Here is a 14,438-nt window from a genome sequence, read left to right as displayed (position 1 = left end):
GGGAAATTGATACTTCAATATCATATTTAAAATATTCTTAATAGGGTAAGTTATTATTAAGAAATGTTTAAATAAAGGGGTTCTATGAAGTCTATTATAAAAATTTCTTGTACTATTTTAGCGATGGGTTCTATTCATCAGAGCAGCGCAAATGAAGCACACCAATCCATGTATCTGTCCGATTGGTGGCATCAAAGCATTAATATCGTAGGGAGTTATAATACTCGATTTGGTCCAATTAAGAATAATGACCTGTATTTAGAATATGAAGCCTATGCCAAAACTGATTTAATTGACTTCTACGGTTACATTGACGTTCCTAAAACGTTTGGCGTGGGTAATACCACGGATGTTGGTATTTGGGATAATGGTTCGCCAATTTTTATGGAAATCGAACCCCGATTTTCTCTGAGTGGCATAACAAATTCAGCATTGAAAGTAGGGCCATTTAAAGATTTCTATTTTGCTAATAACTATATTTTTGATATGGGAAAAAATAGTGCAGCAAGACAAAGTACTTGGTATATGGGGCTGGGTACTGATATTGATACGGGGTTGCCATTCTCGCTGGCGGCAAACGTGTATGCCAAGTATCAGTGGCAAAACTATGGGGCGCAGAATGAGAACTCATGGGATGGTTATCGTTTTAAGATTAAATACTTTGCTCCGATAAGCCGCGTATTGGGCGGTGATCTCGCTTACATCGGTTATACCAATTTTGATTGGGGGTCCGATTTAGGGGATAAGTCAGGCAATAGCTTAAATGGTAAGAGAGTAAGAAGTAACAACGCCATCGCTTCAAGCCATATTTTGGCGCTAAATTACGATCGTTTGCATTATGCTGTGGTTGCTCGATATTTTCATAATGGCGGACAGTGGAAAGATGGCACGGAATTGAATTTTGGTAACGGTAACTTTAGCACTGAAACCACAGGGTGGGGCTACTACCTGATCGCGGGCTATAATTTTTAGCGGTTTAGCCCATGTTGTTCGGTGGGTTATTCTGTGTGGAACACATCGTCATAAAGATAGCGGCAAATATTTGCCGCTATTTTTATTAATGAAGACATGCTTATAACGTTGGATAATCAGTATAGCCTTCAGCATCACCACCATAAAATGATTCAGGGCGTTGCTCGTTAAGCTCTGCATGATGCTTCAGGCGCTCAACTAAGTCTGGATTAGCGATATATTTTCTACCAAAGGCAACGGCATCAATATAGCCTTTTTCGATAAGTGCTTCGGCTTTTTCGGCAGTGTAAGCACCGGAGCCGATAATTACGCCGCTAAAGCGTTCACGTACTTTTTGACGGAACTCATCACTATAAGGCTGACCGCCCGCCCAGTCTGGTTCGGATAGGTGTAGATAAGCCATGCCACGTTTACCTAATTCCTCAATCAGATAAAGTGCTTCAGCTTCTGCATTTTCATCATTCACTACGCCCTGAAAGTCTCCGATAGGGGATATACGGATCCCGATACGATCGGCACTCCATGCTTTACTCGCCGCATCAACCACTTCCAACACCAAACGAGCACGGTTTTCAAGGCTACCACCGTATTGATCGGTACGATGATTAGAATTGGAGGAGAGAAACTGGTGCAACAGATAACCATGTGCAGAATGTAGTTCGACCAAATCAAATCCCGCTTCATGCGCGTTAGTTACAGCCTGACGAAAGTCATTTACGATGCCCGGGATTTCTGCCGTTTCTAGTGCACGAGGCAATGAAGTATCAACGCGAATCGCTTTACCATTTTCATCTCGCAAGGTGGTACGGGTTTCGGCGCTGATAGCTGACGGTGCAACCGGAGCCTGTTGGCTTGGTTGTAAGCTACTATGAGAAATACGCCCGGTATGCCAGAGTTGCACGGCCATATGACCTTGTTCTGCATGTACACCGGCAGTAATTTTTTTCCAGGCGGCAATTTGCTCCGGACTATGTAGACCGGGAGCCCCTGCATAACCTTTTGCCTGTGCTGAGATTTGAGTTGCTTCGCTAATAACCAGTCCTGCACTGGCACGTTGGCGGTAGTATTCACCCATTAATGGGGTAGGAATATCGCCAGGTTCAATACTACGCAGACGTGTCAATGGCGCCATAAAAATACGATTTGGTACGGTAACAGCACCCATTTTTAGTGGGGTAAACAATTTTCGTGCTGGCATATGCAATCCTTGAGTAGACCGGTCGTCTAGTATTAAGGTAAATAAAAAAGCCTGTCAGGAGACAGGCTCCGCTAAAATTTTTGTTACGTGGGCAAAAGCAGATTCAAGTGGAACTGCATTACGTGAAATCTTGGCTTGCAGGTTGGCGCCAAGCCAAAGTGCATACATCATATGTGCTTGAGCCTGTGCTTCTCCTGGGAAATCCAGACATTTTTCATCTCTCCCTTTTTGGAGAGCTGAGGTCAGGTGATTGATAACCTGAGCTGCGCCTTTATCCAGCGCATTACGCATATCTTCAGAAAGATCACAAACTTCTGCTGAAAGCTTGACGATAAGGCAGTTAACCATCTGGCGGTGCTGGCAAAAATAATTCAGGCTTTGCTGAAACCAGCTAAGCAAGCGTTCACGATGAGTCGTCTCTTTCTGATTAAAATGCTGCTGTAATTGCTGATCATAAAGTTCGTAATGGCGTTCTAACATAGCGACACCAAAGGCTTCTTTGGATCGAAAATAGTGGTAGAAAGAACCTTTAGGTACTTCAGCGGTGCGTAATAATTCACTTAACCCCATGCCGGTGAAACCCAAATTGAGACAGAGTTTGGCACCAGTGGCAAGCAGGTGTTCACGTGTATCGTGTTCAGTATACGGTTTCATGCCATCAACTCTACTAGACCGGTCGGTCTAATGCAATACTAAAAATATTTCAAATAACAGTGACGGATGGATTAATCACATTCCACCCAATAATTACGGTCTAGACAATAATTTGGGCTCCAATCATAATTATATATATATCTTAAGGTTATCTATTCCCTTAAGATAAATTTTAATACTGGTCATTAAATTTTTTATGTCATCAGGAAAGCTTGCTCCTTAACGTTTTTTAATAATTAAGTTGATTTGGAGTTTGATATGGAAAGTATGGATTTAGATATTTTGGCTAAGAAACTGAAATCTTTGACGGTTAAGATGCCAATAGAAGTTCTGGCATTATGGGAGGCGAGTGAGGATGCATGGTGCCTTAAAAGTATTGATGGCACTATCATCTACGTCAATAAATCGTATCATGACTTAATTACCCCAATTAGCCTTAAAAAAGAGTCATCTTTAAGGCCCTTCAGGGAGATCATAAAAGATCATGACAATATGGTTAGACTTAAAGGACTTAAGGTCGAGGCGGTAGGGGTTTTAGCGCTACATGATGGTAAGGAACTAAGAGCATTTTTTTGTGAACGAATGCCTTTCTATAATAGAAACGCTAAAGTGTCGGGTATTATTAGTCATATCGGCACATTGAACGCGATCACACCAAATTTTTTTATTTAATAATGATATCGGTGAGTTTACCTTTAACAAACCATCAGAAATGTTATCTGATAAAGAATGGGAGATTGCTTTTCTTATTATAGTGGGATTATCTGAAAAAGAGATTGCCAAAAAAGTTAATAGAACAATACGCACAGTGAAATTTCATAAGAGTAATATTTTACAAAAGACAAAATGTACGACTACCAGAGATTTTATCATTTTTGCCAGACAAAATAAGTGGCAGTTTTATGTCCCACCTATATTTGCTAAAATACAATATATAATAAAAAAGGAAAATGTTGCATAATTAACATATTTTTATCTTATTATCTCATTATTATCTTTCCTGTTTTTTATATGTGATTTATTATTTAATTAACTGTACTTTTAGTACAGTTAATTAGCACTCTGCCACGTGTATGCTATTGATTATCAGCTTATAAAATTACATCTAGCTGAATTTATATTAAATAAACTATAGCATGGAGACGAGTATGAGTGACTCTAATGGTAGACACACGTTGGTTGTTATTATCTCGATAAGTGATAATGGATTAGATATTGGCAATAATTTAAATCAGATTAAATCAGAAGGAATTTTGCAGAACTATATTTTTGTTCACGCAGAAAGATATGAACAGGCAATATCTTTAATTCATCAAGAATCTGAAATCGCCTGTGTTATTATTAATATTTGTAGTTCGTTGAGGCGAGATTTTTGTAATGTTTTCATTAAGAAAATTATTGAAGAGATACGCTCTGAAAATAATAATTTGCCTATATTTCTTTCATCTCCATCACCTATTTTAGCTGAGATGCCGATCGACGTAGTTAAAGAGATTCATGAATGTATCAATATTAATGATGATACATCCGGTTTTATTGCGGGCCGTATTCATTTAGCAATACATCAATATCTTGATAATTTACTTCCGCCTTATTTTAGAGTGTTAAAAAATTATACGGAAGATAAACCTTGTTATTGGGATAACTCTTGGCATCAGGGGACGGTGGATTATTATAACCACCCAATCGGCAGTGAGTTTCTGAATTTTTTCGACGAAAATATTTCAAGTGCTGATGTGGAGGGGGTTACACCTGAAATAGATAATTGGTTTGAGAATAAGGGAGCGCCAGGGGAATCAGAGCAAAGGGCCGCTGTTCTTTTTGGCGCAGATAAAACATTCTATGTCATTGGCGGTGCTTCACAGTCAAATCAGATCGTAGGGCACTCAATTCCACTAAAAGGAAATATTACGTTAGTTGATAGAAGCTGCCATCAGTCCGTGACTCATGAATTGACCATAACGCAAGCTAATCCGATATATTTTCGGCCATCGAGAAATGGTCTTGGGATCATTGGCTTAATTTCTCCCGATCAATTTAACGAAATGAATATTCGCCAGAAAATAAAAAATAGCTTATTCAGTTATCAGGTGGAAAATCACAATCCGGTTTATGCCATTATTACCAATTGTACCTATGATGGCCTTATTTATGATGTAGAGCTCATTACTAAAAACTTAGCCAACTCAACGCCCAGAATTAAATTTGATGAGGCAGGGTATGCTTATGCAAAATTCCATCCTATTTATACCAAGCGTTTTGCGATGGATATGCCAAAAAACGATCCTCATCAGCCAACTTTATATGCAGTCCAGTCAACCCACAAAATATTGTCGGCATTATGCTCTACCTCAATGATTCATATCCGTAATTCTGAACGGGCACCGGTTAATTATGCCGTATTTAATGAAGCTTTTACGATGCATGAAACCGTCTCACCATTTTATCCTATTATCGCCTCTATCGATGTCGCGACAGCCATGACGGATGGCAAAGCCTTAATTGCAGCGGCTATTGATGATGCAATTAATTTTAGAAAAATCATGATGACGATAAAGAATAAGATTGTTGAAGAAAACTCAACCGATTGGTTTTTTAGTATTTGGCAGCCTGAGACCGTACTTCAGAAGGGGAAACTCGTGCCTTTTATTGATGTCCCAAACTCTGTACTCGCTCATGATTCGACATTATGGAAGTTGAATGAAAAGGATACCTGGCATGGATTTAAAAAAATGCCCGATGGATATGCCATGCTCGATCCGATTAAAGTTACCATAATTTGCCCAGGCTTAAATGTACAGGGGGAAATGAGTGAGTTTGGTATACCAGCTCAAATCGTCACAAAATATCTGGAGGCACAGCGTATAACGCCGGCCAGGAATGGCGATTATAATATTCTTATCTTGTTTGCTTTAGGCGCAACTCAAGAGAAATGGGGTAGCTTGGTGGATTTACTGATGATATTTAAACGTCATCATGATAACAACACACCAATAAAAGCGATTCTTCCTGATATTTATTCACACTCATTTATCTATGAAGGCATGGGATTAGCCGATCTGTGTAAAGCTATCCACCAAACGAATATTGAATTAAATATCACCAAACTCTCGGAATTAGCTTGTGCCGTAGAAACGCTGCAAGTATTAACACCTTCACAAGCTTATGATTGCCTGATCGATGATAATACCGAGCTGGTTGACCTTTATAATATTAAAGATCGAACTATTGGGGTTATGGTAACACCTTATCCGCCGGGTATTCCTTTAGTGATGCCCGGGGAGTCCATTAATGAGGAGTCATCGGCGATTATTGATTATCTGATGGCTGTAGAAGAATTTGGTAAACGTTTTCCGGGCTTTGAGCATGAATTACAAGGCATTGATATTGATGAGAGCGGAGAATATAAAGTTCGATGTATAAAAGAAGAGTATTTATTCTTGGCTGAGGACCTGCAAGACGCCTTATTTACCAAGAATTTTATCTAACAGCATCTGGCCTCCCGATGATGATATTGGGGGCTATTTTTTCTTGGTGATCGTGTTTTAACCTCGAAACTCATTATCGGTTAAACGGGTATTAATGTATTGCACCGTTTCTTCGGTGGTCATAATACCATTTATCCGGTTACCAATGGCTTGACCAATAGCCTTTTCTACCATTCTTAAATTCAAACTGCTGCCGTCCTGAAAAAATGTTTCTCTCACTCCGTTGTAACCCGTTTTATGCGGTATATCCAGCCATGGGTAATATTCCATAATGTCCGGATTATCATAGACGCAGTTGTTTGCGGAGGTACCTCCTAATAAGACTAATTGTTCTGCTATTTCATCAGAGAATACCCATTTGAAAAATTCTGCTACCTCAGCTTCTTTTTGACTGAATTTTGACATGCCTAATGAGCCACCACCAATCAAGGCCTTGCTATCCGGAACGTTATCTACGCCAACAAGCGGGGAGATAGCACTATGCTGGGTATGAGAAAACAGATTCATATACACAATAATCATGGCGACGCTGCCGCTTTCAAATAAAGAAACCGACTCATTCCACCAGGTCGCCGATAGCTTTTTGACCACGCTCAGACTGTCTACGTATTGCTGAATAGCCTGTGTACCGAGTACTGGATCCAGTTTTAGGCTACAGTCTTCTTGGCGTAAGCGTCCACCCAAGGAGTAATAACGCAGGAGAAACTCTGAGGCGACAATTTCAGTATTACCAAGACTGGCACAAGAACCGTATTCTAACGGCGATTGTGGATTAAGGGCTCGGGAAAAGAAGCGGGTAATGATGTCGAATTCTGCAAAGGTAGTCGGCGGTGCCAGTTCTCGCTTATATTCTTCATAAAACATTCGTTTTATTTTGGCATCATTAAATAAATCTTTGCGATAAAACAGCATTTGAATGCTGGGATCAAACGGGATAGCGTAAAACTGATTGTTAACCTGACTATAACGTTTAACGATTTGCTGAGAGTAGTTTGTTAGCAACTGATAAACGTCGCTGCCTAACTCTTTCAATGGCTTGAGCGTGGACTTGGCAAACCAGGGGAGCCCGGCCATATCAATACGAATAATATCGTAATATTGATGATGCTCAAGATTAGTCAGAATTTCATAAATATCGTTAAATTGGTGCACGTTTAACCGAACATCAATACCGCTTTGATGCTTGAAGTGAGGTAACAGTTTTTTCAACGCATTCGTTGATGGGCTAGGTAAAGTCAGTAGATTCAGGCTTCGAGTGGTGGTAACCGATGATAAGATCTCGGGCTGGTTTCGAAACATAAACCCGCGGTTTTTAATATTTATCTCAGGCTGGCTTGGCTGGTCTGGATTATGAAGCAGTAGCTCGGCAATACGTTTACCCAAGAGTTCATAATTCATGTGGTACTGATGTATCCGTTCTTCAACGATAAACTCCGCATCAGACAGGCTATAAATTAGCGGTTTATTGCCAAGGTTACCTAAAAAATCCGCATTTTTAATGTAGCGAGCTTTTTCGATATCGCTGGTAATAATAGCCTCGGGAACAGCATCAGTAAAAAAATTGAATGCATCATTATAAGCCCGAGAAGGGAAGGTTTGAATATGGGTGAGCTGCCGTTCAGCGTGTTGAGATAACCAGTATTGTTCAAACCCCTGCTTAAATTCGCTGGTACAGCTGTATTTACCTAAATCGGTATATAAACCAATATGTTTAAGGCCCTTATTTTTAATTTCTTCGGCTATTTGCTGGCCAGCCAACTGAAAATCTAATGACAGATATTGCTGCGCATGTGGAATATTTCTGTAGGCAAAAACGATTTTTTCCGGCTCAATCTTTAATTGATTGTAATACTCATTGGCGTCTTCCAGGCAGGAAACGGTAATGACTGCGTAGTTTCGCTTAGCGGCAATTTTGGGGATAAACTGAAGTTCGTTCTGTTGTTGGTCGTTAGTAATATACAGTTCTATTTCATACCCTTGGCGGGATAAGAGATTGTGCAAGCCGAGATAGAGCTTATTGTAATGGGTCGTCGTCATATCCGGTAAAATGACGGATATGGTATTAGTATGACCAGCCCTCAAAGATTTTGCCTGAGCATTTAACTGGTAGCCGACTTGCATGGCGGCGCGCTCAACCGCTTTAATTTTCTCTACGCTGACATTTCCTCGGCCGTTTAAAACGTTGGAAACGGTTCCATGAGAGACCCCCGCCATTTTTGCAATATCTTTGATAGTCGGCATAAATTTATCCTGGCTAATCTTTGCATTGAATTCTAGCACTTGAGATGAGTTAACCTCAATCAACGACTATCTGGCGGGCGTGCAATAGCCTATCAATTTTTGTTTTCATCAATGATTTCATGCAGATGATAGTAATCTGCGTATCCAATTAGTGAACGCGCTATCTTTTGGAACGTACCATTGATGTTGATATTAATTTACCTCATTGATTTTATTGTATTAATTAAATTCACAATACCTTGGGAATGATAATTGTATGAACTCTATCACTATATCAACCCGCTTTGATTGCATCGCACATTCTTAACTGACTATCATAATTGACACGTTCCAATTATCATCATGAGTGATAAATGGCTAAGTGATGATTGTCTGGTAACGCATCGTTGCATGGTCGATTTGGTAATATTTGAGAGGAAAAATTATGAAGCTCCATTTTTTGGGGTCGTCAGCATCAGAGGGTATCCCTAATCCTTATTGTAAATGTGAGATTTGTCAGCGTGCGCGGATAACGAAAGGTAAAAATATAAGAACCCGTTCAGCCGCTGTGATTGATGATGTCATGCAAATTGATATGTCCCCTGAATTTAGTTATCAGGTAATGCGTGACAATGTTGATGTCACCAAAATTCAGGACTTATTGTTTACCCATACCCACCCAGACCATTTTAACGTTGGGGATCTGTTCAGCCGTATGGAAGGGTACGGATTTGAAATCACTCATCCACTTGAAGTGTTTGGTAATGACATTGCGATAAATGGTTGTCTGGACGTTTTGCCAGGTTATAGCAAAGACAGGTTCAAATTTAATTGTTTGGTGCCGTTTGTTACCGTTGAAACCAGCTCCGGCGCAAAAGTCACGCCGTTGTTGGCGAACCATGCCAAGTGGGAATTTTGCTATATCTATTTTATTGAGAAAGAAGGCAAGACCATGCTTTATGGTCATGATTCCGGCTGGTTCCCTGAACTGACCTGGCAATGGCTGCAAGATAAAAAGCTGGATCTGGTGGTGCTGGAGTGCACCTACGGCTATAACCAAAATCCTCGCACTGACGGACATATGAGTATTGAGACCGTTATCGCCACCAAAGAAAAGATGATTGCTGATGGTACTTATCATTCCGCCAGTCAGTTGGTTGTTTCCCATTTATCCCACAGTAGCGGCTTTATGCACGAAGATCTCGTTAGCATTTTTGAGCCGCATTCTATTGAAGTTGCCTATGACGGATTAATTAAATTAATCTGAAGGAATAATAATAATGCAAAATAAAACGCCACGGCTCTTAATCATGATGTTCCTGCAGTACTTTGTACAAGGTTCATGGAATATGACTATGGGGCTGGTTTTAAGTACCTTTGGCCTGTCATCGATTATTGGTACTTCTTACGCTTTGCTTGGATTAGCGACCATTATTTCTCCGCTGTTTGTTGGTATGATTGCTGATCGCTTTATCTCTTCACAGAAGATTATGGGTGCTTTGCACCTGATTAATGCTTGTGTGCTATTCAGTATTCCTGCTTTTATTGAAGCACAGAACGGTACGATGTTTCTGATGCTACTGTTTGTCGTGGGTATTCTGTTCTATCCGACAACTGCATTGGCCAACAGCATCAGCTTCAGGCACATCAACGGGGTAAAACTGTTCCCGGTTATCCGAGTATTCGGTACTTTCGGTTTTATGTGTATCGGTTTTATTATGGGGCAGATGGGTTTCTCCGGTAGTACCGTAACCTACGAAATTGCCGCTGGTTCTGCGATTGTTCTTGGTTTGTACTGCTTTACATTGCCAAGTACGCCACCAAACGCTAAAGGTAAAAAATTCTCGATGCGCGATCTGCTGTGTCTGGATGCTTTATCCCTGTTTAAGGATCGTAACTTTAGCGTCTTTATGATCTGTACCGTATTCTTGATGATTCCAAAAACCGCCTATAGCGCCTATGTTCCGGTATTCTTGAAGGCATTAGGTTACGACAATGCGGCAACCATGATGCAAATCGGTATTGCTACCGAAGTGGTATTTATGTTTGTGTTGTCGTTCTTCTTAATGCGCTTTGGCTTTAAAAAGATCATTCTGTGTGGCGCAATAGTGTGGATTATCCGTTCATTGTTGTTCTCTTACTCAGCCATTGATGATAACGTGATGTGGATTGTTATTGCATTGATGCTACAGGGAATTTGCTGGGACTTCTTTTTTACTTCTGGTGATATCTACGTTGACCATAAAGCCGGCCCGCATATTAAGGCTCAGGCACAAAGCTTACGTTTTGTTATTTCCAATGGCGTAGGCCTGATGTTTGCTTCTTCGATTTGTGGTTATCTCTTCAATAATACCGTCACAGATAAAACGCCGGAAATTGCTCTGACCCAGTGGCATGAGTTTTGGTATTACCCGGCAGGTGTTGCTGCGGTAGTTTCGGTGATGTTCTTTATTCTGTTCAAAGATACCGACTTAATCTTCAAGAAAAAGGATGAGGTTCAGAAGGGCGCTGTAGCCGAAAACAATGCTAATTAATTCATTATAAATACTTGTGGCTCCTGATGGAGCCACAAAATCAGGGAGTATATTTATGCAGGAGCAAAATGATTGCTTTAAGCAATTGATCGAGTTTGCCACTAAAGCACCCTCAGGACATAACACCCAGCCTTGGAAGTTCAAACCATTCGATAACAAAATAGAGATATATCCAGACTTCGACAAGAAACTGCCTGTTGTTGATAAACATAATAGAGAATTGTTTATCAGTCTGGGATGTGCGACGGAAAACCTATGTATCGCTGCATCGGCCATGCAATATGATTCTGAAGTTAGCATTAGCCCAGAAGGAATTATTACCATCGCTTTGAGTAAAAATACTCGAGCTTCAAATAATGACTTATTCGATCAAGTTCACCAGCGTCAAACCAATAAAAATATTTACGAATATAAGATGATTTCTGATTCGACATTAATACAGTGTGTTTCAGATATTGATGCGATTGCTGGTATAAAACTCTATTTTTGGGAAAAGGATTCAATTGTATTCAAAAAAATCAGCGAGTTGGTATTAAGAGGGAATACCGCTCAGATGCGAGACCCAGATTTTAAGAATGAATTAATCCAGTGGATGCGCTTTAACAAAAAAGAAGTAGAAGTAAACAATGATGGGTTAAGTTACGCTATCTTTGGGGCTCCCAGCTTACCCAGATGTATTTCAAAGCGGATTATTAACTTCTTTTTAAACGATAAAAGCCAAAATTCAAGCGATATAAAGAAAATAGATTCATCCTCCCATCTGATATTACTAACCTCTAGCGACGACACCATTGTTAATTGGATTCACACCGGGCGCTATCTACAACGTTTTTTACTGAGAACCACACAAGATGGCATTGCTCACGCCTATATCAACCAACCTTGCGAAGTTACCTTTTTACGGGAAGAGATGAGCAAAACTCTACCGATTGCACAAGAATCCCCACAAATTTTATTACGTGTGGGTTATGCGAAACCTGCACTCTTTTCAAGACGTCAATCCGTAGATAAGGTCTTGTTATAACCTTTTTGTCCATTAACGATGAGTTATCGTTTTATCTGCCAATTTTAGCTTAGTTACAAATAGGTAAAAAATGATATCAAGATAGCCCATTAATTCCCTGAAACGTCTTACGCCATTCACTGGGACTGGTATTGAAATGGGATTTAAACTGTTGGCGAAAAGTGACAGCGGACTGAAAACCAATATGATCGGCAATTTGTTCAATGGGTAGATTACTGGTTTCTAGCAGTATCTGACTGCGGCGAAGTCGCTCTGTAGTAATCCAATTAGCCACCGTCTGGCCGGTAGCCTTAATAAAATGCCGGGTTAACGTTCGGCGGCTCATTGAGACGAACTGCGCTAATTGCTCGATATCATATGGCTGATTGATGTTGCGCCGTAGATAGTCAAGCAGGGTATTAATGCGAACATCAGCCGTATCCTGTGGAACGGGGTGTTCAATAAACTGTGCTTGCCCACCTTCTCGGTGAGGTGGGACAATCATCCGCCGGGCTATTTGATTGGCAATAAGACTGCCAAAGTGCTGGCGAATAATATAGAGACAGCAATCCAGAGCAGCAGCGGTGCCGGCTGAAGTGAGGATGTTTTGATCCTCAACATATAACGTATTAATATCCAGACTGGCATCAGGAAACAGTTTTTGAAAATCTTTTTCATACTCCCAATGGGTAGCAGCTCGCTTACCACTGAGCAACCCCGCATATCCTAATACAAATGCCCCTAAACACAGTCCTACGATTTTTGCTCCGTTATGGTATGCACTATTCAAACTGTCCAGCAAGATAGCCGATGGCCGTTCATAAACACTGTGCCAAAAAGGTACGACAATAATATCTGCCAGCGGTAACGCATCAAACCCGGCATCGGCAACTAATGAAAAGCCCGAGTCTGATACCACCACACCCGGTATTTCCGCACACATTTTAATGTCGAATAGCTTTTTTCCCGAGATGCGATCGCCAAACAGAATACTCGGAACTGAGAGATGAAACGGGCTAAAATGTGGAGTAACCACGATAGCTACGTTGAGTACTGACATGTTATCACTCCACAAAAATTATGATCATTAACAAATTATCGTTTCGCCATCTTCAGGTATATTCACAGCATCACTGAACTGATTAACAATAACATAATCCTTTAGTTGCTGACGGGTCAGGATACAGTGGTTTATCGCTTCCATATGCGTCGCGATGATTTTCGCTTGCGGTAAGATATGATGGGTTTTCAAAATATCCTCACAGCCCATTATGATTGGACCAAATTCGAGTACGTGTGCCCATCCAGCATTAAGAATTACCACGCCTGGGTTATATATGTGTAAATTCTCTTCCACGGCACGAGTCCAGATACTATCACCAACCAGATACAATGTTTTTTCATTCGGATGTTTAAACACCACGCCAATGGCATCACCGAGTCTAGCCGCCATCTGAGGATTAGCATAGGCTTCATCTGAACCATGTTGGCATTGGGTTTTTATCAGTGAAACGCCATCAAAAGTGGTTAATTCTGTTAGTACGTTTAGGTTAGTAAACCCCTGAGATAGCAAGATTTTTTCATCATTTTTATTTTGTACGAAAATTAGCTTATCTTTAGGAATGAGATGAGCGGCGGCATCATCCCAGTGATCCGGATGTGTATGGGTAACAATAATCGCATCCACATCCAAAAGGGTTTCCAAACTGACGGGCAGCGCCACCATTGGATTACGAAGTTCTGAGCGCACTGTGCCAGGAAAACCCGAATAAGCATGTTTGTCAGCCAACATCGGATCGACTAAAAATCTTTTATTGCCATAGTTAATCAACAGAGTAGCGTTACGGATTTGAGTTATATTCATGGGTATCTCCTGATATTAGTGATATTCATTACTGTATGTCGATCAGAGTAATGTCTAAACATTGGCAGCACTACTGGCAAAAGGGCATAAAACGATGGAATTAGGTCAAGTTACCAATGTAAATCCAACGTCATTCAGAGATTAAGAAATTTGAGTCGGCAGATAAAAGTATTAGCGAGCGTGTATCATGGCATGGCACACGCCTATATCAACCAACCTTGCGAAGTTACCTTTTTACGGGAAGAGATGAGCAAAACCCTACCGATTGCACAAGAAGCGCCACAAATTTTATTACGTGTGGGTTATGCGAAACCCGCACTCTTTTCAAGGCGTCAATTCGTAGATAAGTTTTTGTTATAACTTTTTGGTAAGTAAATGAAGGGAAATGAATAATTTTTCCCATTAATGATGTTTAATTATTGAAGTTGAAAGTATCTATTTAACTAACAATATTCGCTTATCTGGATATAGACAACTTCATGGGCAAACGATTTGACCAATATCA

General features: G+C 40.4%; 12 protein-coding genes. 7 read left to right on the top strand and 5 right to left on the bottom strand.

Annotation, left to right across the window (positions count from 1 at the left end; translation table 11 throughout):
* The first annotated feature begins 123 nt into the window (after positions 1 to 123).
* Positions 124 to 972 (top strand): nucleoside-specific channel-forming protein Tsx, encoded by an 849-nt coding sequence (locus EL341_RS08955; protein WP_408634901.1) that lies wholly within the window; start codon positions 124 to 126, stop codon positions 970 to 972.
* A gap of 100 nt (positions 973 to 1,072) precedes the next feature.
* Here EL341_RS08955 and nemA read toward each other — a convergent pair whose 3' ends face one another.
* The gene (gene nemA / locus EL341_RS08950; protein WP_074824918.1) at positions 1,073 to 2,170 is read right to left on the bottom strand and encodes an alkene reductase; all 1,098 of its coding nucleotides are present in this window, start codon (positions 2,168 to 2,170) and stop codon (positions 1,073 to 1,075) included.
* 54 nt (positions 2,171 to 2,224) lie between these two features.
* Entirely contained in the window at positions 2,225 to 2,824 is a 600-nt protein-coding gene (locus EL341_RS08945; RefSeq protein ID WP_047781060.1) for a TetR/AcrR family transcriptional regulator, read from the bottom strand.
* A 258-nt stretch (positions 2,825 to 3,082) separates the two neighbouring features.
* Between EL341_RS08945 and EL341_RS08940 the strand changes: the two genes are divergently transcribed.
* From EL341_RS08940 to EL341_RS08930, 3 genes are all read left to right on the top strand, one after another.
* Positions 3,083 to 3,496, top strand: a complete 414-nt coding sequence (locus tag EL341_RS08940) for a PAS domain-containing protein (protein WP_053007592.1) — start codon at positions 3,083 to 3,085, stop codon at positions 3,494 to 3,496.
* Positions 3,497 to 3,536: 40 nt separating this feature from the next.
* Entirely contained in the window at positions 3,537 to 3,785 is a 249-nt protein-coding gene (locus EL341_RS17815) for a helix-turn-helix transcriptional regulator (protein WP_053007591.1), read from the top strand.
* A 187-nt stretch (positions 3,786 to 3,972) separates the two neighbouring features.
* Positions 3,973 to 6,312, top strand: a complete 2,340-nt coding sequence (locus EL341_RS08930; protein ID WP_164720450.1) for an Orn/Lys/Arg family decarboxylase — start codon at positions 3,973 to 3,975, stop codon at positions 6,310 to 6,312.
* 57 nt (positions 6,313 to 6,369) lie between these two features.
* Here EL341_RS08930 and EL341_RS08925 read toward each other — a convergent pair whose 3' ends face one another.
* A complete protein-coding gene (locus tag EL341_RS08925) occupies positions 6,370 to 8,553 on the bottom strand; it encodes an extracellular solute-binding protein (RefSeq protein ID WP_074824912.1) in 2,184 nt (727 codons plus the stop codon).
* A 424-nt stretch (positions 8,554 to 8,977) separates the two neighbouring features.
* On the opposite strand from EL341_RS08925, the gene EL341_RS08920 reads away from it, so the two are divergent.
* From EL341_RS08920 to EL341_RS08910, 3 genes are read left to right on the top strand one after another with little or no spacing between them, the layout of a single operon-like run.
* A complete protein-coding gene (locus EL341_RS08920) occupies positions 8,978 to 9,799 on the top strand; it encodes an MBL fold metallo-hydrolase (RefSeq protein WP_074824909.1) in 822 nt (273 codons plus the stop codon).
* A gap of 13 nt (positions 9,800 to 9,812) precedes the next feature.
* Positions 9,813 to 11,066 carry an MFS transporter gene (locus tag EL341_RS08915; protein WP_047781056.1) on the top strand — a complete coding sequence of 418 codons (1,254 nt, stop codon included), beginning with the start codon at positions 9,813 to 9,815 and terminating at the stop codon, positions 11,064 to 11,066.
* A gap of 55 nt (positions 11,067 to 11,121) precedes the next feature.
* Positions 11,122 to 12,090 (top strand): Acg family FMN-binding oxidoreductase, encoded by a 969-nt coding sequence (locus tag EL341_RS08910; protein ID WP_074824904.1) that lies wholly within the window; start codon positions 11,122 to 11,124, stop codon positions 12,088 to 12,090.
* Between the two features lie 76 nt (positions 12,091 to 12,166).
* Here the strand turns inward: EL341_RS08910 and EL341_RS08905 are convergent, their stop codons facing one another.
* Complete coding sequence (locus EL341_RS08905) at positions 12,167 to 13,129, bottom strand: GlxA family transcriptional regulator (RefSeq protein ID WP_074824898.1); 963 nt, start codon at positions 13,127 to 13,129, stop codon at positions 12,167 to 12,169.
* 27 nt (positions 13,130 to 13,156) lie between these two features.
* Positions 13,157 to 13,933 (bottom strand): MBL fold metallo-hydrolase, encoded by a 777-nt coding sequence (locus EL341_RS08900; RefSeq protein WP_074824892.1) that lies wholly within the window; start codon positions 13,931 to 13,933, stop codon positions 13,157 to 13,159.
* Positions 13,934 to 14,438 lie beyond the last annotated feature (505 nt).

This window comes from Pragia fontium (genome assembly GCF_900638655.1).
Lineage (GTDB): Bacteria > Pseudomonadota > Gammaproteobacteria > Enterobacterales > Enterobacteriaceae > Pragia > Pragia fontium.
This window is presented reverse-complemented; position numbering and strand designations above follow the sequence as displayed.